This window comes from Fictibacillus nanhaiensis (assembly GCF_049537595.1).
Lineage (GTDB): Bacteria > Bacillota > Bacilli > Bacillales > Fictibacillaceae > Fictibacillus > Fictibacillus nanhaiensis_F.
The window spans coordinates 330,464-351,226 of the sequence record NZ_JBMULM010000001.1; the positions used below are offsets into that span (position 1 = coordinate 330,464).

At 39.1% G+C, this 20,763-nt stretch carries 20 protein-coding genes; 12 read left to right on the forward strand and 8 right to left on the reverse strand.

The features are described 5' to 3' along the window. Positions 1 to 198: 198 nt before the first annotated feature. From ACOZ9X_RS01490 to ACOZ9X_RS01505, 4 genes are all read left to right on the forward strand, one after another. On the forward strand, positions 199 to 1,818 hold the full coding sequence (locus tag ACOZ9X_RS01490) for an ABC-F family ATP-binding cassette domain-containing protein (protein WP_423416730.1): 1,620 nt from the start codon (positions 199 to 201) through the stop codon (positions 1,816 to 1,818). 86 nt (positions 1,819 to 1,904) lie between these two features. Then, positions 1,905 to 2,228, forward strand: a complete 324-nt coding sequence (locus tag ACOZ9X_RS01495) for an MGMT family protein (protein ID WP_423416731.1) — start codon at positions 1,905 to 1,907, stop codon at positions 2,226 to 2,228. Between the two features lie 26 nt (positions 2,229 to 2,254). After that, positions 2,255 to 2,746, forward strand: coding sequence for a GNAT family N-acetyltransferase (locus tag ACOZ9X_RS01500; protein ID WP_423416732.1), 492 nt, complete (start codon positions 2,255 to 2,257; stop codon positions 2,744 to 2,746). Positions 2,747 to 2,905: 159 nt separating this feature from the next. After that, entirely contained in the window at positions 2,906 to 4,282 is a 1,377-nt protein-coding gene (locus ACOZ9X_RS01505) for a DUF2254 domain-containing protein (protein ID WP_423416733.1), read from the forward strand. Between the two features lie 34 nt (positions 4,283 to 4,316). On the opposite strand, the gene ACOZ9X_RS01510 is transcribed toward ACOZ9X_RS01505, so the two are convergent. Both ACOZ9X_RS01510 and ACOZ9X_RS01515 read right to left on the reverse strand, forming a co-directional pair. Continuing rightward, entirely contained in the window at positions 4,317 to 5,117 is an 801-nt protein-coding gene (locus tag ACOZ9X_RS01510; RefSeq protein ID WP_423416734.1) for a serine/threonine protein kinase, read from the reverse strand. A 23-nt stretch (positions 5,118 to 5,140) separates the two neighbouring features. Further along, complete coding sequence (locus ACOZ9X_RS01515) at positions 5,141 to 5,326, reverse strand: hypothetical protein (RefSeq protein ID WP_066397726.1); 186 nt, start codon at positions 5,324 to 5,326, stop codon at positions 5,141 to 5,143. Between the two features lie 242 nt (positions 5,327 to 5,568). Between ACOZ9X_RS01515 and ACOZ9X_RS01520 the strand changes: the two genes are divergently transcribed. Further along, entirely contained in the window at positions 5,569 to 5,799 is a 231-nt protein-coding gene (locus ACOZ9X_RS01520) for a DUF2198 family protein (protein ID WP_423416735.1), read from the forward strand. A 15-nt stretch (positions 5,800 to 5,814) separates the two neighbouring features. On the opposite strand, the gene ACOZ9X_RS01525 is transcribed toward ACOZ9X_RS01520, so the two are convergent. Next, positions 5,815 to 6,687 (reverse strand): sulfite exporter TauE/SafE family protein, encoded by an 873-nt coding sequence (locus ACOZ9X_RS01525; RefSeq protein WP_423416736.1) that lies wholly within the window; start codon positions 6,685 to 6,687, stop codon positions 5,815 to 5,817. A gap of 240 nt (positions 6,688 to 6,927) precedes the next feature. Between ACOZ9X_RS01525 and uvrB the strand changes: the two genes are divergently transcribed. Next, on the forward strand, positions 6,928 to 8,919 hold the full coding sequence (uvrB, locus tag ACOZ9X_RS01530; RefSeq protein WP_423416737.1) for an excinuclease ABC subunit UvrB: 1,992 nt from the start codon (positions 6,928 to 6,930) through the stop codon (positions 8,917 to 8,919). A 6-nt stretch (positions 8,920 to 8,925) separates the two neighbouring features. After that, positions 8,926 to 11,796: an excinuclease ABC subunit UvrA gene (gene uvrA / locus ACOZ9X_RS01535; RefSeq protein ID WP_423416738.1), complete on the forward strand. Its 2,871-nt coding sequence runs from the start codon at positions 8,926 to 8,928 to the stop codon at positions 11,794 to 11,796. Positions 11,797 to 11,839: 43 nt separating this feature from the next. Here uvrA and ACOZ9X_RS01540 read toward each other — a convergent pair whose 3' ends face one another. The 5 genes from ACOZ9X_RS01540 to ACOZ9X_RS01560 form a co-directional block, all read right to left on the reverse strand. After that, positions 11,840 to 12,517 (reverse strand): DNA-binding response regulator, encoded by a 678-nt coding sequence (locus tag ACOZ9X_RS01540; protein ID WP_423416739.1) that lies wholly within the window; start codon positions 12,515 to 12,517, stop codon positions 11,840 to 11,842. A gap of 110 nt (positions 12,518 to 12,627) precedes the next feature. Further along, the gene (locus tag ACOZ9X_RS01545) at positions 12,628 to 14,328 is read right to left on the reverse strand and encodes a methyl-accepting chemotaxis protein (protein ID WP_423416740.1); all 1,701 of its coding nucleotides are present in this window, start codon (positions 14,326 to 14,328) and stop codon (positions 12,628 to 12,630) included. Continuing rightward, positions 14,306 to 14,821, reverse strand: a complete 516-nt coding sequence (locus ACOZ9X_RS01550) for a chemotaxis protein CheW (protein ID WP_423416741.1) — start codon at positions 14,819 to 14,821, stop codon at positions 14,306 to 14,308. The genes ACOZ9X_RS01545 and ACOZ9X_RS01550 overlap by 23 nt, the downstream gene beginning before the upstream one ends. 230 nt (positions 14,822 to 15,051) lie before the next feature. Beyond that, entirely contained in the window at positions 15,052 to 15,255 is a 204-nt protein-coding gene (locus ACOZ9X_RS01555; RefSeq protein WP_197189781.1) for a hypothetical protein, read from the reverse strand. Positions 15,256 to 15,359: 104 nt separating this feature from the next. Continuing rightward, positions 15,360 to 15,560, reverse strand: a complete 201-nt coding sequence (locus ACOZ9X_RS01560; protein WP_423416742.1) for a hypothetical protein — start codon at positions 15,558 to 15,560, stop codon at positions 15,360 to 15,362. Between the two features lie 174 nt (positions 15,561 to 15,734). Here ACOZ9X_RS01560 and ACOZ9X_RS01565 point away from each other — a divergent pair, with 174 nt between their 5' ends. From ACOZ9X_RS01565 to ACOZ9X_RS01585, 5 genes are all read left to right on the forward strand, one after another. Continuing rightward, the gene (locus tag ACOZ9X_RS01565; protein ID WP_423418203.1) at positions 15,735 to 16,037 is read left to right on the forward strand and encodes a hypothetical protein; all 303 of its coding nucleotides are present in this window, start codon (positions 15,735 to 15,737) and stop codon (positions 16,035 to 16,037) included. A gap of 91 nt (positions 16,038 to 16,128) precedes the next feature. Further along, a complete protein-coding gene (locus tag ACOZ9X_RS01570) occupies positions 16,129 to 17,208 on the forward strand; it encodes a DUF4097 family beta strand repeat-containing protein (protein WP_423416743.1) in 1,080 nt (359 codons plus the stop codon). Positions 17,209 to 17,222: 14 nt separating this feature from the next. Next, a complete protein-coding gene (locus ACOZ9X_RS01575; protein ID WP_066397692.1) occupies positions 17,223 to 17,411 on the forward strand; it encodes a PspC domain-containing protein in 189 nt (62 codons plus the stop codon). Between the two features lies 1 nt (position 17,412). Beyond that, positions 17,413 to 17,784, forward strand: a complete 372-nt coding sequence (locus ACOZ9X_RS01580) for a phage holin family protein (RefSeq protein ID WP_423416744.1) — start codon at positions 17,413 to 17,415, stop codon at positions 17,782 to 17,784. A 237-nt stretch (positions 17,785 to 18,021) separates the two neighbouring features. Next, entirely contained in the window at positions 18,022 to 20,424 is a 2,403-nt protein-coding gene (locus ACOZ9X_RS01585) for an immune inhibitor A domain-containing protein (protein WP_423416745.1), read from the forward strand. The last annotated feature ends 339 nt before the right edge of the window (positions 20,425 to 20,763 follow it).

Below are 20,763 nucleotides of genomic sequence, written 5' to 3' on the forward strand. Positions count from 1 at the left end.
GCAATTGTGCTTCTGAGTTTTTTTATGTGGGCAAAGTTTAAAATTTTCAATGTGGGTAAAAGATTGTAAGGTTATACAACTCGTATTTATGATACAATCAGTAAGTATGCATTTTTGTAGGATACGGATTTGAATATATGTATGTAGGCTGATAGAGATAGGTTGGTCAGTTATATATAAAAAGGAGAGATATCCAATATGATTACGGTAACTAACGTTGGTCTTCGCTACGGCGACCGCAAGCTGTTTGAAGACGTTAATATAAAGTTCACACCAGGAAACTGCTACGGCTTGATCGGTGCGAACGGTGCGGGTAAATCTACATTCTTAAAAATTCTTTCTGGTGAGATCGAAGCACAAACAGGTGACGTTCACATGACTCCAGGCGAACGTCTAGCTGTATTGAAGCAGAACCACTTTGAGTATGAAGATCAAGAGGTTATGCAGACCGTTATTATGGGCCACGCTCGTCTTTATGAAGTAATGCAAGAGAAAGACGCGATCTATATGAAAGCCGATTTCTCAGACGAAGATGGAATTCGGGCAGCTGAACTTGAAGGTGAGTTTGCCGAACTAAACGGTTGGGAAGCGGAATCTGAAGCGGCAATACTACTTAAAGGTCTTGGCATTAAAGAAGATCTTCACACGAAGAAACTTGCTGAACTCACAGGTTCTGAAAAAGTAAAAGTTTTGCTTGCTCAAGCTCTTTTCGGTAAGCCAGATGTTCTACTTCTGGATGAGCCGACGAACAACTTAGATCTTCAAGCGATTCAATGGCTAGAAGATTTCTTGATCAATTTTGAGAACACAGTCATCGTTGTATCCCATGACCGTCACTTCTTAAACAAAGTATGTACGCACATGGCTGACCTTGATTTTGGAAAGATTCAGATCTATGTAGGTAACTACGATTTCTGGTATGAGTCTTCTCAATTAGCGCTTCGTATGGCACAAGATCAAAACAAGAAAAAAGAAGAAAAGATCAAAGAACTTCAAGCGTTCGTTGCACGATTTAGTGCGAACGCATCTAAATCAAAACAAGCTACTTCACGTAAGAAGTTATTAGATAAAATCTCTTTAGATGATATCCGACCTTCTTCTCGTAAATATCCGTATGTGAATTTTGGCATCAACCGTGAGATCGGGAATGACCTTCTTCGTGTTGACGGTATAACGAAAACGATCGACGGCGTAAAAATACTTGATAACGTGAGCTTTATCATGAACAAAGACGACAAGATCGCATTTGTAGGTAAAGAAGAGATCGCCATCACAACTCTATTTAAGATTCTGATGGGTGAGATGGAAGCGGACAGCGGAACATACAAATGGGGTGTAACAACGTCTCAAGCATACTTCCCGCGCGATAACTCGAAGTACTTTGATGGCAGCGAGCAGACTCTTGTTGACTGGCTTCGTCAATATTCTCCTGAAGATCAAACCGAAAGCTTCCTTCGTGGATTCCTAGGTCGTATGCTCTTCTCAGGTGAAGAAGTAATGAAGAAACCTTCTGTATTATCTGGAGGAGAGAAAGTTCGTTGTATGCTTTCTAAGATGATGCTTAGCGGATCAAACGTATTAATCATGGATGATCCTACGAACCACTTGGATCTAGAGTCCATCACAGCGTTGAACAACGGGTTAATCGGCTACAAAGGTTCATTGATGTTCACATCTCATGACCATCAGTTCGTTGAAACGATTGCGAACCGCATCATCGAGATCACGCCTAAAGGAATTCTTGATAAGCAGATGTCTTATGATGAGTACTTGGCTAATGATGAGTTGAAGAAGCAGCGTCAATTGATGTATCAATAAAACAAACAAAGGAGTGTTAAGTCTGATTCTAGATTTAGCACTCTTTTTTTGTTTGGTTACTTGTTTTAAGAAAGTGAGGAGAAATGATGGAACCATTTACTGAGAATGTTATTAAAGTTATCAAAAATATACCGAGTGGCTATGTCATGTCTTATGGACAGATTGCTCGCGTAGCTGGTAATCCGCGAAGTGCTAGACAGGTCGTTCGTATCCTGCACGCTATGAGTAAAAAACATGATCTCCCTTGGCACCGAGTAATCAATTCAAAAGGAGAAATCGGCATTCAGGATGAGGAATTATTTTTTACACAAAAATCACGATTAGAAAGTGAAGGCGTGCAATTTAAAGGAAAAAATAGAGTGGACATCGAAACTTACAGATATTCGCCAGATTGCGAGAATCCTATTTAATCACCAATTATAGGGAGAATTGAAAGATGCTGATGAAACAGATTCCGGTAATAAAGGTAGCGGAGTTAAGGGATAAAGAAACGATCCATAATCTTATGCAGTTTTATTTTTATGATTTCTCAGAGTATATTGATCTTCAAGTGAACGATAATGGATTTTTTGGTCAGTATGCTTATCTAGATAGCTATTGGGAAGAAAAACAGCGTTTTCCTTATCTGATCCAAAAGGAAGGCAAGCTAGCAGGGTTTGTATTAGTAAGCGAAGTACAGGAGTCCAACAATCCTTACTGGTCGATCTCTGAATTTTTTATCATGAAAAGATTCAGGCTTGATGGTTTGGGGAAACTGGCCGCGCATCAGATATTTGAAAAACATAAAGGAGATTGGCAAGTTTCTCAAATAGAAGCGAACAAGCCTGCACAGACGTTTTGGAGAAAAGTGATAGGTGAATACAGTAATAAACAATATTCAGAGCGGAATGAAGAGGGACGAATCATCCAATCGTTCTCCAATAATTAAGAAATGACGTGCGATTCTATCAATGGAATCGCTTTTTTTATTGTGTTGTAAATGATAGAAAGTTTGACTTTTTTTTAATAGGGCAAAATAGGAGAGGAACTACTAACATTTTAAGTGGGCCCAAATAATCGTTTTTTTTACTTCTGAGGGGATGTACACATGTTTAGATTGAACCTGTTAGATAATTATTTAAAGAAATATACAAAAATGTCCGAGAGGGAACTGTCACATACCGTTCATTCGAATATGTGGTTTACTCCCGTACTTTATGTTTTGTTTTCTGCACTACTCGTTACGGCGACATTAACGACCGATCTAAAGTACGACTTAGGCAATCAGATGCGTCCATTTTTTGCTGTTGATTATGATCTTACACGAAATCTTGTAGGAACGCTTACCGCAGCCACTCTAACTCTGACCACCTTTACCTTTAACTTAATTCTTGTTGTGTTTACGACGTTTTCTGGACAGTTTTCTCCTCGTATGCTGAAAAACTTTATAGCTAGTAAGTCAACTCAACGTGTTCTAGGGATATTTACCTCAAGTTTTATTTATATGTTGTTGAGTTTTTTATTTTTGAATAAAAGAATGGCTGAATACTATTTTGCTGTTCCTATAGTAGCAGCAATCATTGCAGCGTTTGCGATGGGCACGTTTATCTTTTTTATCAATCATGCTGTCGCTTGGCTTCAAGTGAACCAGATGACGTATGATATGAAGAATGAAGCGTTATCTATCGCAAAAAGTACACTAGAGGATGAAGTGGATCCTTATAAAGTAAATGACTTAACGACGGTGAACAGTGAAATATGTGATGAAAACGGTAATGCGATTAAAGCTCGCAAATCGGGATTTATCCAATTGGTAGATTTTATCTCCATCATGAAAGAAGCAGAACGAGATGATATCGTCATACGTTTGGAGTATGCGATCGGAAGTTATGTGTATGCTACAACACCATTTATTACTTATTGGAAAAAAGGTGAGAATGAAATAGACGAAGAAAAATATTTGGCACTTATTAGCATTGGAAGAAGGCAAACGGAAGTACAAGATATTGAATTTAGTATTAATAAACTTGTAGAAGTTGCGATTAGATCTCTTGGAAATAATGATCCAAAAACAGCGATTAACTCGATCTACCAATTAGGTGAAGTTCTTACTACGATTTCACGAGGTTCCATATTCTCAAAGTATCTGGTAGATAAACAGAATAATCTGCGCGTCGTTTTACAAGAACGTGATTTTAGCCATTATTTATATAATGGCTTTGGGTATATTCGTCACTATGCTAAAGATAACGTGATCGTGTGTACGGAGATCTTAAAAGTTCTGGATTTGATGGCAAAATCCTTAAATAAGCGGGATTATAACGCAGTATGGGAATTTGGGGTACTAACCGCAAGTGGATTAGAGAATCATTTCTTATTCGCACTGGATTATCAGCAATTTCATCGAGCGCTGCAAAATCTTTCTGTAACGACCAAACATGAAAAAGAATATGAAGAGTTCTTGTTTAAAACTAAACAACCATAAACGTTGAAAAGCTCGGTATAAGTACCGAGCTTTTTTATATGGAGCGCAATGCTTTTTGAACGTCAGTAGCCGAATGAAATGGCTCGTCAAGTTGTAGCATTTTCCGAAGAATTGATTTAAAAGGAAGTGATATTTCTAATTCATCTTCCCAGCTCAACTCTTTTTTTGACTGAGGCACGTAAGAAGAGTATAGAAGAAAGAGTGCAAAATGACCGAGAGCAAACAAGTCGCTTTCCACTTTAACAGCCCGCATCCGAAGTTTCTCAGGATGATCATTGAGATCTTCAATCTCTAGGTGTTTGTCTGATAAATAACAAGCAAGTCCAAAATCAATCACGATCAGTTTGTTATCACGTTGAATGATATTTGGAATACGAAGATCTCGATGTATGATTCCTTTCTCGTGAAAGCGCTCTGTAATGTTTAGAAGCTCTAGCAGAATCGCAATCGTTTCTTTTTCGTTATACGTTTGATTGTCACGAAAAATTAGATCTTCGAATGTTTCTCCCTTAATCCATTCCATAGCAATAAAGTGACTCTGTACATCTTGAAAGGTATTCAATAGCTTCGGAACGGGGTGTTGATGCAACGCATCTAAAATTTGAGACTCTCTTTGGAAAGAGAGAAGTCCTGCTTTGGTTTTGGCTTTTGTGTTCCTCAGCTGTTTTAAGACGATGATCTCTTCTGTATGCCGATCAAGTGCTAAATACGTAATGCCGTAGCTACCCATTCCCAGAACTTCTTGAATAAGATATCGCTCATGAATGAGATGCCCAGCTTTAGAAGGTCTGTCCCATAACGTTCTTTGCAGACCTTTCCAAAGTTCAGTTATCATGTTGTGGTTTTATCTTAACGAGATTAGGAGCTAAAGAAGCTGCTTCTCTTTTTCTTTTTATAATGCTTGTGTCCATATCCACCATAATGCTTCTTTCCAAAATCACTGCTGCTGTATTTCTTGTAGCTTTTCTTATATTTGTAGCCAGAGCTGCTGTACTTTTTATGGCTACTGTGTCCCAATAGGGATTTTAAAAGTTTCTTTAACATGAAAAATCATCTCCTTTGAAGATACTTGTTAAATTTTATTCGTCCTCTTCAAGCATTAACCTACTGTACGTACTTTTAAACAGAAAGTTTCAAAGAGAAGGGGTCTGACCCCAAACAATTTATTTCCCGCAACAATTTTCTTGTTTTTGTCTAGAGAGTATTGTTAAATTTAGAGAGGTATATTATAACGTTTACAAAAATGATTTTTTTTGAGGTGTTCAAGGAGAGGGGTTCTTCGTTTCATGTTGGAGTATAGTGTTGCAGCTTTATTGCCTTTATGTTTGCAGCTGCTTTTTAATAGAGTATTGTTTACTAAGTACTTACCTTTAGGGATTACGATCGTTATTATGATTTTTGGTTTTGATGGTTTGAATCAACCGTTGACCCTCCAAATCGTGGCTGTAGTTTCTACGATTGTTGGCTTTTTTCTTGGTCTTAAAATTTATAACAAACAAAAAAGAAAAGTAAAATAAAAAAAGACGTCACCTTCACGAGGTAGACGTCTTTCTTTTTGTATGAATAATGGTTTCCTTTAAGAAAAGTACGAGCATGGTTAACACATACAATGTAATGATTCCGAGGCCAGCTTTATCTAGATGAACAAGCTTAAGAATGACAGAACTTAAGATCGTGATGTATAACGCACCTAAATATTTTTGAATCTGTTCACTTGAATAGATGGTTGTAAGTTTGGCTCCTAGTTGAGTACCCACAAGTGCACCTAATATAAGTAGAAGACCCAGTTTATAATCGATCTGAACACTGGATGCGTATGTTAGGAATCCAGCACTTACAATGAAAAACACACTGACCAAGCTCGTCCCAACAGCTTTTCTAGAAGGGAACTTCATTAAAGAAATGAGCATTGGAACCATTACGAATCCTCCGCCAACGCCTAATGTTGTAGAAATGAAACCTCCTGTAAATCCAATAAAGACTGCTTTAGGGTAAGAAAATTGAATCTCAGTCGTGCTTTGCACTGTATTCTTGCGTTTTGTTTGCTTATAAAGCAGGGAAAGAGCAAAGTAGGCAAGAAGAGCAATATAAAATATAGGAATGATCGTTTCGTCATAACCCATCTTCTCTAGCCAAACAACCAGTGGATGAGCGATTTGTGTTGCTCCAATCCCTACAATCCCTAAAACAGCAGCTGGTTTCCATAGAATGTTCTTAAATCTAAGATGTGCAGCAACTCCTGAGACACTTGTCCCGATAGAGTACATGAGACTCGTTCCAATCGCAGACAGAGGAGGAAGACCGAAAAGAATTAGGATGGGTGTTAGAATAAAGCCGCCACCGATTCCAAAAATGCCTGAAAAGATACCGATGCATAAACCAAGCAGTATATAAAAAAACTCCATTTTAAAACTCCTTTGAGGGGTCACACCTTCTACAATTTTTCTGAAAATCATGGTATTGCTAGTGGGAAATGGGGTCAGACCCCAAACAATTTATTTCCCATCTTGCGCCTACCTATGAGTATACCACTTTACTTTCTTTCCAGAAACTTCTGCGAATATTTGTTCGTAATTATTAGGTTTTTGGATAAGGGCTGTGCTATAATTTGAGTAACCAGAATTTAGGAACGGAGGTTCGGTTTTGTGAGTCAAAGTCAATTGTTCGAAATCAAATCAAACTATCAGCCACAAGGAGATCAGCCCGCAGCGATCAAACATCTTGTGAACAATATAAACGCAGGGAAGAAGAGTATGACCCTGCTTGGTGCGACCGGAACAGGAAAGACATTTACGGTGTCCAATGTTATTCAGGAAGTAAACAAACCGACTCTTGTTATTGCACATAACAAAACATTAGCCGGCCAGCTTTACAGTGAGTTGAAAGAATTTTTCCCAAACAACGCAGTTGAATATTTTGTTTCGTATTACGATTATTATCAGCCAGAAGCATACATCGCACATTCTGATACGTATATCGAAAAAGATGCAAGTATTAATGATGAGATCGATAAACTTCGCCACTCGGCTACTTCGTCACTTTTTGAACGAAAAGACGTTATTATTGTTGCCAGTGTATCTTGTATTTATGGTCTAGGTTCACCTGAAGAGTATAAAGACATGGTGATCTCCTTAAGAGAAGGAATGGAGAAAGACCGTGACCAGCTTTTACGTGATCTTGTAGATGTTCAATACAACCGAAATGATATTAACTTTACGCGTGGTACGTTCCGAGTTAGAGGAGATGTCGTGGAAATCTTCCCAGCCTCACGTGACGAACATTGTCTTCGCGTGGAGTTTTTTGGTGATGAGATCGATCGCATTACGGAAGTGGACGCACTCACAGGTGAGATTCTTGGTGAACGTAAACACGTTGCCATTTTCCCAGCTTCCCACTTCGTAACACGTGAAGAGAAGATGAAAGTAGCGATCAAGCGCATTGAAGCTGAACTGGAAGATCGCCTAAAAGAATTGAATGAAGCTGGAAAACTGTTAGAAGCACAGCGTCTCGAACAGCGTACAAGATACGACCTGGAGATGATGGCGGAAATGGGGTTTTGTTCAGGGATCGAGAACTACTCTGTTCATCTGACTCTAAGACCATTAGGTTCAACGCCTTATACACTTTTAGACTATTTTCCGGATGATTCACTGATTGTTATTGATGAGTCCCATGTTACTCTTCCACAGATTCGTGGAATGTTTAATGGAGACCAAGCGAGAAAAGGAGTTCTAGTAGATCACGGATTCCGATTACCTTCCGCAAAAGATAACCGTCCGTTAACGTTCGATGAATTTGAGCGTTACACAAAGTTTCAGCACATTTACGTATCAGCAACACCTGGTCCGTATGAGCTCGAACATGCACCTGATCCGGTTGAGCAGATTATTCGTCCAACAGGGCTCTTGGATCCTACACTAGAAGTCCGTCCGATCAAAGGTCAGATCGATGATTTACTAGGGGAGATCAACGAAAGAGTCGAGAAAAATGAACGAGTTCTTGTTACAACGTTAACGAAAAAAATGTCTGAAGATCTTACCGATTATTTTGTAGAGCTCGGCATAAAAGTTCGATACCTGCATTCAGAGATTAAGACGCTAGAACGTATTCAGATCATACGCGATCTACGTCTTGGTGTGTTTGATGTACTCGTTGGCATTAACTTGCTGCGGGAAGGGTTAGATATTCCTGAAGTTTCTCTCGTTGCGATTTTAGATGCAGATAAAGAAGGCTTCTTACGTTCAGAACGTTCGCTTATCCAAACGATTGGTCGTGCTGCTCGTAACTCAAACGGTCACGTTATTATGTATGGAGATAAGATTACAAAGTCCATGCAGATCGCAATCGATGAGACACAGCGCAGACGTCAGAAACAGATGGAGCACAATGAAAAGCATGGAATCACACCTACTACGATTAAAAAAGAAGTACGTGATGTGATTCGTGCAACACAAGCTGCCGAAGATACAGAAACGTATACAAGTTCAAAAGCTCCTAAGCAAAAGATGAGCAAGAAAGATCGCGAAGCGTTTATCGAGCGTATGGAAAAAGAGATGAAGGATGCTGCAAAGAACCTTCAGTTCGAGCGTGCAGCAGAGCTTCGTGACCTCATTCTTGAGTTAAAAGCGGAAGGATGATAGCAGTTGGCTACCAATCAAAACATAATTGTAAAGGGTGCTAGAGCCCATAATTTAAAGAATATAGATATTACGATCCCGCGTGATAAGCTGGTTGTTTTAACCGGCTTATCTGGTTCGGGTAAATCTTCACTTGCTTTTGATACGATTTATGCAGAAGGACAGCGCCGTTATGTTGAATCTCTTTCTGCTTATGCCCGTCAGTTTCTCGGACAGATGGACAAGCCGGATGTGGATTCGATCGAGGGTCTGTCACCCGCTATTTCGATTGATCAAAAAACAACAAGCCGTAACCCTCGCTCAACAGTAGGTACGGTTACAGAAATCTATGACTATCTTCGTCTTCTATTCGCACGTATCGGTCGACCTGTATGTCCTGTTCATAACGTGGAGATCACTTCCCAAACGATTGAACAAATGGTCGATCGAATTTTAGAATATCCTGAGCGTACAAAACTTCAAATTTTAGCACCTGTTGTTTCTGGTCGAAAAGGAGAACATGTTAAAGCACTTGAAGATATTAAAAAACAAGGGTATGTTCGTGTTCGCATCGATGGCGAAATGCGTGAGATATCAGAAGAAATTAAGTTAGAAAAGAATAAAAAACATACAATTGAAATCGTAATCGACCGTATCGTCGTAAAAGAAGGAGTCGCTACTCGTCTAGCTGATTCTCTTGAAGCGGCACTCAACCTTGGTGGAGGAAGTGTTGTCGTCGATGTTATGGAAGAAGAGGAACTTTTATTCTCGCAAAATCATGCTTGTCCTCATTGTGGATTTTCAATTGGTGAATTAGAGCCACGTTTGTTTTCATTTAACAGTCCATTCGGGGCGTGCTCTTCGTGTGATGGTTTAGGGGTAAAACTCGAAGTAGATCCAGAGCTTGTTATTCCAGACTGGAGTCGTACTTTACGAGACAACGCCATCGCACCTTGGGAACCGATCAGTTCGCAATATTATCCGCAGCTTCTTGAAAGTATCTGTAACCACTTTGGTATCGATATGGATGTACCCGTTGAATCTCTGCCAAAAGATCAGATGGATAAAATCTTGAACGGAAGTAAGGAGTACCTTACATTCACGTACAAGAATGATTTCGGTCAAGTACGTAAAAATGAGATTCAATTTGAAGGGGTATTAGGCAACATTCAGCGCAGATACCGTGAAACGAGTTCTGATTATATTCGTGAGCAGATGGAAGGATATATGGCACAAAAGCCTTGTCCAACATGTAAAGGACATCGTCTGAAAAAAGAAGCTCTTTCTGTTTTAATCAACGGAAGACATATCGGTGAAACGACTGCTCTTTCCATAACAGAAGCAAAGAACTTCTTCGATAACCTTGATTTAACGAATAAAGAACGTGCAATCGCGAAGTTGATTCTCCGCGAGATCGTGGATCGTTCAGGTTTCTTGATCAATGTTGGACTAGACTATTTAACGCTAAGTCGAGCTGCTGGTACGCTATCTGGTGGTGAAGCACAGCGTATTCGGCTTGCGACTCAAGTGGGGTCACGTTTGATGGGCGTTCTTTATATTCTTGATGAGCCGTCAATCGGACTTCATCAGAGAGATAATGACCGACTGATTCGAACACTCGAAGAAATGCGGTCTCTTGGGAATACGTTGATCGTCGTTGAGCATGATGAAGATACGATGCTAGCAGCAGACTATGTTATCGATATCGGTCCTGGTGCCGGTGCACATGGTGGTGTGATCACATCACAAGGTACACCGCAAGAAATTATGGAAGATCCATCATCACTGACAGGACAATATTTGTCTGGTAAAAAGTTTATTCCACTTCCAAAAGAAAGACGTAAGCCAGATGGAAGATATATTGAAGTGAAAGGTGCAACAGAAAACAACTTAAAGAACGTTTCTGCTAAGATTCCATTAGGGTTGTTTACAGGAGTGACAGGTGTATCGGGATCTGGAAAGAGTACGCTTGTTAATGAGATCCTGCATAAAGCTCTTGCACAAAAGCTGCACCGTGCAAAGGACAAGCCTGGTGCGCATAAGTCTATAAAGGGTCTAGAACATATCGATAAAGTTATTGATATCGACCAGTCTCCAATTGGCAGAACACCTCGATCGAATCCGGCGACATATACAGGAGTATTTGATGATATTCGTGATGTGTTTGCATCAACGAATGAAGCGAAAGTTCGTGGTTATAAAAAAGGACGTTTTTCCTTCAACGTAAAAGGTGGACGTTGTGAAGCATGCCGTGGGGATGGAATCATAAAGATTGAGATGCATTTCTTGCCGGATGTATATGTACCATGTGAAGTTTGTCATGGTAAGCGTTATAACAGAGAAACGCTGGAAGTGAAGTATAAAGGGAAAAACATCGCTGACATCTTAGATATGACGGTGGAAGATTCTGTTGAGTTCTTTGCTAATATCCCTAAGATCAATCGGAAGCTTCAGACTATTCTTGATGTAGGTCTTGGTTATATTAAGCTTGGTCAATCGGCTACCACTCTTTCTGGAGGAGAAGCACAGCGTGTGAAGCTTGCGTCACAGCTTCACAAGCGTTCTACAGGGAAAACCATCTACATTCTAGATGAACCAACAACAGGACTTCACGTAGATGATATTTCTCGTTTGCTCGTTGTTCTTCAAAGACTTGTGGATAACGGAGATTCTGTACTTGTTATTGAGCATAATCTTGATGTTATCAAACAGTGTGATCATTTAGTCGACCTTGGACCCGAAGGTGGGGATAAGGGCGGTATGATCGTTGGTGCGGGTACGCCAGAGGAGTTAGCTGAAATCGAAGCTTCTCACACCGGCCGTTATCTTGCTCCAATCTTAAAACGTGATAAAAAACGTATGACTGGAAAGATTAAAGAAAAAGAAACAATTAAATAGACTAAAGAAAGGAGGGTGAAAATATTTCACCCTCCTTTTTCTATTAAAAGATATGAGTTGGGAGGAAAGGAACAATCCCATTGATCCAACCATTTTGGTAAGCTTTGATTACTGCTGAAGTCCGGTCCTTGACGGTTAGTTTTTTTAGCAGCGATGCGACGTGATTTTTAATCGTGTTCTCACTGAGGAAGATAGATTGGGAAATTTCCCTGTTACTCATACCGATTGAAAGCAATTCAAGAACTTCCCACTCTCTTTCAGTTAGGAGTTCTTGAGGTCGGGGCGGCAATAAGGGCTTTCTTAATAGAATGTACTCTTCCCATATTAAGAATGAAATCGCTTGTGGCATATATCTTTGGCCACAAAATAACAGGGAGATCGCGTGTATCATGAGACTCGGATCCATATTTTTTAAAAGGACACCGTGAATGTTAAAAGTTAAGCATTCTAAAAGTAAAGAAGACTGTTGATCGATGCTCGGAACAAAGAGAACAACTCTAACACCTTGCTTCATAAAATGGTGAATCATCTCAACAACATTGAAATGCTTGATCTCTAAATCTATAAATACGATATCAATGTTTTTTGCTAATTTATAAAGTGGATCATGTTTATGGCTTTCCATGGATGTGATAAAAATTTCATCCATTTCTTTTAGAAGCATATGTTGCAGAGAATCTTTAAAGATGATATCATCATCGATCACTAATATATGAATCATAGTTATGGGCACCTCACTAGGTATATATATTTCTATTAATAGAGTGAAACTTTTATTAAAAAGATGTGATAGACTCGATAGTCCCCATTCTATAACTAAGCTACTTCATGCTACACCTTAAACTGGCTAGTCGCCTCTTGTAATTCTTCTGCCATCGTTGATAGAGAGTTGGCAGAGGATGCGATTTCTTCCATGGATGCGAGTTGTTCTTCTGTTGCAGCCGAAACATTCTGAGCACCAGATGCGGACGATACGGCGAGCTCGGAAACAAAATCAATTGATTTTACAACTTGCTCTGTTCCAACAGCTACTTGTTCAGATGCAGATGAGATCTCACTAACTTGCTGAGAGACATCTTCAATAGAAGATAAGATTCTTCTGAAGGATTCTCCTGAAGACTGAGCTAGTGAGATTCCAAGCACCAATTCTTTATTTCCAATTTCCATCGATTGTACTGCTTCCTTCGTATCCACTTGAATGGAGTGGATTAACTGGCTAATTTGATTAGCTGAAGCAGCAGATTGTTCAGCTAATTTTCGAACTTCATCTGCAACGACTGCAAATCCTCTACCATGTTCTCCAGCTCTTGCAGCTTCGATTGCAGCATTCAAGGCAAGCAAGTTTGTTTGGGAAGAAATGTTAGTAATGACATCTACGATTTGATCAATCTCTAAAGATCTTACTCCCAAGCTCTGTATAGCTTTTCCGGTTTGGTGAAGGGATTGATCGATGGTTTCCATTTGTTTAACCATGTTGTCCATTGATTGATTACCTGCATACGCCAACTGAAGTGAGTCTTGTGAAGTAGTTGATACGTTCAGTGCACTAGATGCGATTTGTTGAATACCAGCACTCATCTCACTTATGACGAGTGAGCTCTCCCCAACATTTTTAACTTGATGATCAGAGCCACTCGCCATCTCTTGAATGCTTCCAGCGATTTGTTGAGTAGCTTCACTATTTTGTTCAGCACTAGCCAATAGTTGTTCTGAACTTGCTGCGACCATTTGTGAACTGCCTTTGATCTGGGTGATGAGAAGAATTAAATTACTCTTCATCTGTTCGAATGAACGAGCAAGTTCACCAATCTCATCTCTATTTTTCACTGAGATGGCCTCACCTGTTAAATCACCATTTGAGATCAATCCAGCTTGTTGAGAGAGTAGAAGAATTGGTTTTGAAATCAAATGAGATATATAGAGTGCAACTGCAAAACCGAGCAGTACAGCAATTACTGAAAACAAAGTAACGAATTTAGCACCAGCTTTAAATAGATCCACTGAGGAATTCGTGGCTACAGTCGCACCTTTTTCATTAATTTCAATCATTGATCTAAGATGGTCATCAGCTGAAGCCCAACCGGCATGCATGTCTAATTGAAGCTTGTTTGCAAGAGCGATGTTATTTTCACTTTTAGCTCGTAATACTGCTGGAATTCCTTCTATGTAGGCGTTTATATCTGATAAAAAGGCGTCGTATACTTCTTGCTCTTTATTACTATCAATAAGGGGAGCATACTTTCCGCTTCTTTCATTCATTTCTAGGACGGTCTCATCTATTCTACCTGTTAGACGTTCAATTTCAGATTTTTCATCAGTGAGGATAAGTTTAAGAAGAATCCGTTGAATATCTGAAATATTTCCATTCATCCCTCCAAGATAAACAAGGCTTGGTGTCCAAACTTTATTTATTTTTTCTGCTTTTTTTCCCATTCCATCCATTTTAATAAATGCTACAACACTGATTGCGATTAAGAGACTAAGTATAACTAAAAAGCTGCTGATTAGTTTAGCGCGAATGTTGAATTTCATTTTCTTCACTCCCTATTGGATGATTGATTGTTTCGTGTTTTAAAGCAGAAGCTTCTGAAATCAACAGTTGGTCTACATTGATTATTGTTATTAATCTGTTCTCTAGCTTGGATATGCCTGAAAGGTAGGAAGGGATGTTTTTGTCATTGATGGTGTTTGTTTGAATAGAATCGTGGGGGATATCTAGTACATCAGTTGCTTCATCGACTACTAATGCAAAGGGCTTTTTTTCGAATCTGACAACAATGTACCTTTGTAATGAATATTCGTGAGCAATTAATTCTGAATCTGAATATAAGAGGGTGCTTAGGTTAATAACCGGAGTTATTGTGCCACGAAGATTAATAACACCTAGAACGTGCTTTGGCATAGCTGGTACGACGGTAACTCGCTGTGTTTTCTCGATCGATAATACTTGCTCTACATGAAATGCGAATTCCTCACTGCCGATTCTAAACGCAACAGCTTTAAACTCATCAAAAGCATCTTTCATATTCATCACCCTTTTTTTCCATATTTACAGTTAAAAGCCAAAATGCCATTATCAGACTTTTATACTACAATTTAAATATCGTCTATTTAAAACATTTATGAATTAAATATATAGGAAAGGTAGGATTTAACTAATTGAAATAGGACTTTTATGCTATAAAATGGTGAAGGAAGAAAGCGAAAAAAATACACCTTCTCGTTTTAAGAAAAGGTGCATTAGAATATTAAGTTTTATTTATACTTTTCCTCTGAAGAAGAAGAATTTTTTGTACCTTTCTTGTCCTTTTCTTCACGCTTCTCTTGCTTAAGATCTTCCATCGGAATAGGATCTACGTTTTGTTCACTCTCAAATTTATCAAACAAGCTTTGTTGATCTGTTTTGTATTGTTCAGGATTGTCCATTTTGCCTTTTTGCTTCTTTTTCACATCAGCCATAATAAATCACTCCTGTCTTATTTATATATCCATTCCTTTTTCATGGTTTTCTTAAACAAAAACTCCTCAAAACGACAATTTTCGTATAAAATAGATAGGTGTTTTTATTTCCATATCTTAGAAAGAAGCTTGTAGATTACATAGTTTATCAAAATTACGATGAAAGTGCCGAACAGACCCGCTAGAACTCGGTCACTAACTGTAAGTTCTATAGCATTTTCAGTCATAACGCCGAATATAATGCTAGTGATCATCAGCATAGCTAATACTATAAAAAGAATTTTTAATGTTCGAATCTGTTTCAATGGTGGTTGCTCCCTTGGTTGTTTTTGTCATTATGATACGGAATTTTAGAAGTTATGTCGAATGGCTATAGAGATAAAGGAAGATTGTTAAAAGGGGTCGAAGTAAAAAAGGCACGTGCCTTTTGCTTGCAGACCCGTTTGTTGTTGTTTTATTAAAGCAGGAGGTCTTGTTTGATGAAGGAAGGCTCGAAAAAAGCTATTTCTGCACTATGTTATTTTAGTCTGTTTTTCGCACCATTTTTATTTCCGATTGCTGTATATCTTATCGTAGATGAGCCTGAAGTGATGGAGCACGCAAAAAGATCATTTTTGTCCCATCTATTGCCCATTATCGCTGTTCCATTAGGTATTATTATCATTTTTGAAACGCAATATCATCTAGTCGCTATTATTATAAGTGGACTCATTTTTGGAACGCTGACATTAATTGTGATGATCTGGAATATTGTTAAAGGGATAAAGGTAATTGCTTCATAAACTAATTTTGTACAAGTAATACCGGAAAGTCTCAGTCATCTTAGAATCAGCCGACGCCGGTGACGGAACCCCAAAAAGGAGGCGTCAATGTATGGAAGAACGCAAAATGATTTTAAACATGCTGAACGAAGGTAAGATCTCTGTTGAAGAAGCGGAGAAACTTTTGTATGCCCTTAATGATAAGAAGAAGCTGCAGTTGAGCTCGATCGGTTCTCTCAACCTAAAAAAGAAAGCTGTGAATGGTGCTACCGCTGTTAAGCTACCGACTTCCGGGTATAAAGTGGCAAAGTTTTTTGACCGAGTTGTAAAGCGTATTAAGACGGTTGATTTTGACTTGAATTTCGGACCTTCTGAACCTGTTCATTATGTCTTTCAAGATAGTCATGTCATGTTTCAGGCGATGGACGTTGAAGTATACAACGGTTCAGTAACGGTCGTTCCATGGGATCGAAAAGACGTGCAAGTAGAGTGCGATGCACATGTTTATAAAGTGCCAGAAGGATCTTCAGCCAAAACAAAATTTAGAAATGAAACGTTCTATGATTGTGATGCCACTAAGATGCGTTTCTATTCTAGAAATAAGCATCAAAAGGTGAACGCGATAATCTCTATTCCAAGAGAAGCATATGATGAGATCAAGATCACAACGTTTAATGGTCCTGTTAAAATAAGTGATTCGCATGCAAAAACGCTGACAGTTAAAACGACTGTAGGTGCGATTGCGATGAACCACTGTACAGGAGAATACGTTAAAGCTTCTGCTGCTAACGGTTCATTAACGCTTAACGATTGTCAGTTTAAAGACGTGGAAGCAGAAACGATGAACGGACCTGTACGACTTTCTGTAGATGCTTCACAAGTCCGCTCGGAAACCATAAACGGTTCGATCTACTGCCGTTTTGCTTCAGCGCTTGAAGGGTATGCATCTTTTAAGACGGTGACGGGAAAAATAGAAACAGAATTCCCAGAACAAGTAGAGCTTGATGCCGTTCTTAAAACAATCGTTGGTGGATTCGTTTGTGATTTTGAATCTGTTGAGGTGCGAGAAGAAAAGAAAGAAGTAACTCGAAAGTTTCTTTCTTTTATTGCGAACGGAGGTAAGAGCTGGCCGTCTTTTAAAATGGAGGCGGAGGCAAAAACAGGCTCTGTTGTGGTGTTAAAAGCGAAATAGAGGTGACTTACATCATGAAAAAACTTAAAAGATCGAACGATGCTAAAATTTCAGGCGTTTGCGGTGGAATTGCAGAGTATATGAATGTGGATCCTACGGTTGTAAGATTAGGAACAGTAGCGCTTGCTCTGTTTACAGCGGTTTTTCCAGTTGGTTTAGCTTATATCATCGCACTAGCTGTCATGCCAGAGGATGGCGTATAAAATGATGAGCTGGTTCGCTTCTTTATTAATCAATACCGTTGCGCTAATGGTAGTAGCGGGTTACTTTGATGCTTTTCATATTGAAAATATCAGTGCTGCTTTATTAGCTAGCGTTTTGTTATCACTTTTTAATGTTTTTCTAAAACCGATTCTAGTTCTGTTAACACTGCCTGTAACCATTTTCTCTCTCGGTTTATTTTTAATCGTGATTAACGCAGCACTTTTATCGTTAACCGCGGAATTGATGGGCAACTCCTTTAATATTGATGGATTCGGAATGGCATTACTTGCTGCAGTCATTATTTCACTTCTCAATATGTTCCTGACGAATTTTGTTTTGGAACCCATAAAGAAAAGCCGGAAAAGAAAATAAGGACCTTTAAGAACATCTCTGGAATATCAGAGGTGTTTTTTGTTTTGTACATAACAAACATCTGAACAAACGTTTGGAGTAGAAAGGATTGTTTTTAAATTAAAAATAAGTAGAAATACCTATCATTATGTCACCTTGTGTAGTAAATTGGTCTAATTTCAAATATTAGGGGATATGGTACATTTTAGTAGCTATAAAAATCTGAATATTCATATTAGTCAATCAGGAGGAGACGTAATGGGGAAAGGGAAAAAAGTTTGGGGTAAAACGCTACTAGCTACAAGTCTATCACTTGGACTAGCATCATCTTCTTTATTTGCAGGTTCAGTTGATGTCAAGGCACAAACTGTTTTAGATGAGGTGTTGAAGGGGAAACACAGTCATTCACATTCTAGTTTAGATCTAGCGATTGTGAATGAAGATAAATTGCTAGAATCACTAATAAAACGTGGAGTAATCTCAAAGGATGCTTCTTCTAAACAAAAACAAACAGCACTTCATAATTACTTAGAGGTGAAAGGTAAGAATGAAGAAGCGAAAGGAAACGATCCGCTGGCTGCTAAGGCAAAAGCCTCAGAAGCGGAAAAAGAGCAGAAGTTTAAAGATTTTAACAACGGTCTATTAAAAGGCATAGGAAATAAATATGGTCACCTTAAAGGGAATCCCGCACCTGTAGAAGAGACAGCTTACAATGGTGATGTAAGAAAAGACAAGGTACTCGTACTTGCAGTAGAGTATTCTGACTTTGCACATAACAACATAAAGCCTGGGGAATCAGACAACTATTATCCTGATTATCCTCTATCACACTATGAAGATATGATTTTCGGCGACAATGGCGTTAAAGGGCCAAACGGCGAAAAGCTCGTTTCTATGAAGCAATTCTACGAACAGCAATCAGGTGGTTCTTATTCTGTTCAAGGTAATGCGTATGGATGGTTAAAAGTACCTGGTACAGCAGCTTATTATGGTGCTGATCGTGCGACGGGCGGTCATGATAACGTAACACCTGGAGGGTCTAAACAATTAGTAGTAGACACTTATGCTGCCGCTAAAGCAGCTGGAGTACCACTTCAAGATTACGATTTAGAAGATCCGCATGATTTAGATGGTGATGGTAATGTACGTGAGCCAGACGGCTTAGTCGATCACTTGATGATCATCCACGCGGGTATGGGACAAGAAGCTGGTGGTGGTTCACTTGGAGACAACGCAATCTGGTCTCACCGCTCTGCAAAATTCGTTGACCCTGATGGTCTTGGAAAAGGTGTTCCTGGCTTCTATGACTACACGATGATGCCAGAAGATGGAGCTACAGGGGTTTTCGCTCACGAATATGGCCATGATCTTGGATATCCAGATGAGTATGACACGGTTTACTCAGGAACTGGTGAAGCGGTTGCTTATTGGTCTATCATGGCGAGTGGTTCTTGGGCAGGAAAGATTCCAGGTACAGAACCAACTGGATTCTCTCCACTAGCTAAATCTTATTTACAATCTACACTAGGTGGAAATTGGACAACACCAACTGCTGTTAATTGGGAAGATGTATCAGCAAAAGGTACACAGTTTTTACTTGATCAAGCTAACTCACCAAACGGAAAAAATGAGCAAGCGATTAAAGTAAACCTTCCTCAGAAGAAAACTCCTGTAAACACTCCTGCTTCAGGATTTTATGAATATTGGGGTGGACAACAAGACGAAATGGATACAAATATGGTAGCTGATGTTGACTTAACAGGAAAGAATGCAGCTACTCTTACATTTGATGCATGGTATGATATTGAAGAGCAATGGGATTTTGCTTTTGTACAAGTATCAACGGATAACGGTACGACTTGGAAGTCTCTAGGAAACAGCAATACTCGTTCAGACGTTGTGGCAGAAGGATATCCTACCATTTTAACATCTATGCCTGGATTCACAGGTAACTCAAATGGATGGCAGCCACAATCATTTGACCTTTCTGAGTATAAAGGACAAAAGATTAAATTGCGCTTACGTTATGCTACTGACTGGGGAACTAGCCAAGCAGGATTCTATGCTGATAACATCAAAGTTGTTGCAGATGGAACAACTATTTTTGTAGATGATGCAGAAGCAGCAAGTAAGTTTGATTTAAAAGGTGGATTTACTAAATCAGATGGTAACAAATATAGCGACCATTACTATCTATTAGAGTGGAGAAATCATAAAGGCGTAGATATGGGACTTAAAAACATCAAACGTGGTGCTTCACTAATGAGCTACGATGGTGGATTAGTTGTATGGTATGTTGATCCATCTTACACAGACAACTGGACAGGTTTTCACCCAGGTGAAGGTTTTGTAGGTGTTGTAGATGCACACGTGGATACGAATTTAACATGGAGCACTGGTGTTCAAGCAAGTACCCGTTTCCATGTAGCGGATGCAGCATTTGGATTAGATAAAACATCTGGATTGAATATTAACTATCCGGGTGTACAAACTTTAACTTTACCAAGTCAGCCAGGCGTATCATTATTTGACGATAGTAAGGATTATACGAACAAATATATGCCTGACGCTGGACGAAAGATTGAAAACTATGGCTTGAAAGTTCGCGTTAACGCACAAGCAAAAGACAAATCGGTAGGTTCAGTAGTAATTTACAAATAATATCTGATACCTCTCGCAAAAAGCGAGAGGTATTTTCTTATATCCATATTTTTAAAAAAATGTTAAAATGAAGCTAATCTGTTTGAAAGAAAGGACTTCAAGTGACCTGTATGCCAACATTTAACCTGTAATGGAAAACAATTTAGATTGCTTCTCAACCGTTAAGAAACAACGTGTTTCTGACCTCGGGAGAAGTCTGTCTACAACCCATTACAGAGGAAATACAGCGAACTGCAGTCCGTTATAACGGTAACATTGCGTTCAAAGCCCTCCTTGTTTTCGGGAGGGCTTTTTTACGTTCTGCAAGAAATCAAATAGAAGTTGTATTTCTTCACTATT

Coding starts and splice junctions, on each gene's coding strand:
- ACOZ9X_RS01515 (WP_066397726.1), bottom strand. CDS start 5,326: ATGTTAAAGAAACTTTTAAAATCCCTATTGGGACACAGTAGCCATAAA.
- ACOZ9X_RS01505 (WP_423416733.1), top strand. CDS start 2,906: ATGTTTAGATTGAACCTGTTAGATAATTATTTAAAGAAATATACAAAA.
- ACOZ9X_RS01575 (WP_066397692.1), top strand. CDS start 17,223: ATGAAAAAACTTAAAAGATCGAACGATGCTAAAATTTCAGGCGTTTGC.
- ACOZ9X_RS01490 (WP_423416730.1), top strand. CDS start 199: ATGATTACGGTAACTAACGTTGGTCTTCGCTACGGCGACCGCAAGCTG.
- ACOZ9X_RS01565 (WP_423418203.1), top strand. CDS start 15,735: ATGAAGGAAGGCTCGAAAAAAGCTATTTCTGCACTATGTTATTTTAGT.
- ACOZ9X_RS01555 (WP_197189781.1), bottom strand. CDS start 15,255: ATGGCTGATGTGAAAAAGAAGCAAAAAGGCAAAATGGACAATCCTGAA.
- ACOZ9X_RS01580 (WP_423416744.1), top strand. CDS start 17,413: ATGATGAGCTGGTTCGCTTCTTTATTAATCAATACCGTTGCGCTAATG.
- ACOZ9X_RS01570 (WP_423416743.1), top strand. CDS start 16,129: ATGGAAGAACGCAAAATGATTTTAAACATGCTGAACGAAGGTAAGATC.
- ACOZ9X_RS01510 (WP_423416734.1), bottom strand. CDS start 5,117: ATGATAACTGAACTTTGGAAAGGTCTGCAAAGAACGTTATGGGACAGA.
- ACOZ9X_RS01585 (WP_423416745.1), top strand. CDS start 18,022: ATGGGGAAAGGGAAAAAAGTTTGGGGTAAAACGCTACTAGCTACAAGT.
- ACOZ9X_RS01550 (WP_423416741.1), bottom strand. CDS start 14,821: ATGAAAGATGCTTTTGATGAGTTTAAAGCTGTTGCGTTTAGAATCGGC.
- ACOZ9X_RS01545 (WP_423416740.1), bottom strand. CDS start 14,328: ATGAAATTCAACATTCGCGCTAAACTAATCAGCAGCTTTTTAGTTATA.
- ACOZ9X_RS01500 (WP_423416732.1), top strand. CDS start 2,255: ATGCTGATGAAACAGATTCCGGTAATAAAGGTAGCGGAGTTAAGGGAT.
- ACOZ9X_RS01520 (WP_423416735.1), top strand. CDS start 5,569: ATGTTGGAGTATAGTGTTGCAGCTTTATTGCCTTTATGTTTGCAGCTG.
- ACOZ9X_RS01525 (WP_423416736.1), bottom strand. CDS start 6,687: ATGGAGTTTTTTTATATACTGCTTGGTTTATGCATCGGTATCTTTTCA.
- ACOZ9X_RS01540 (WP_423416739.1), bottom strand. CDS start 12,517: ATGATTCATATATTAGTGATCGATGATGATATCATCTTTAAAGATTCT.
- ACOZ9X_RS01495 (WP_423416731.1), top strand. CDS start 1,905: ATGGAACCATTTACTGAGAATGTTATTAAAGTTATCAAAAATATACCG.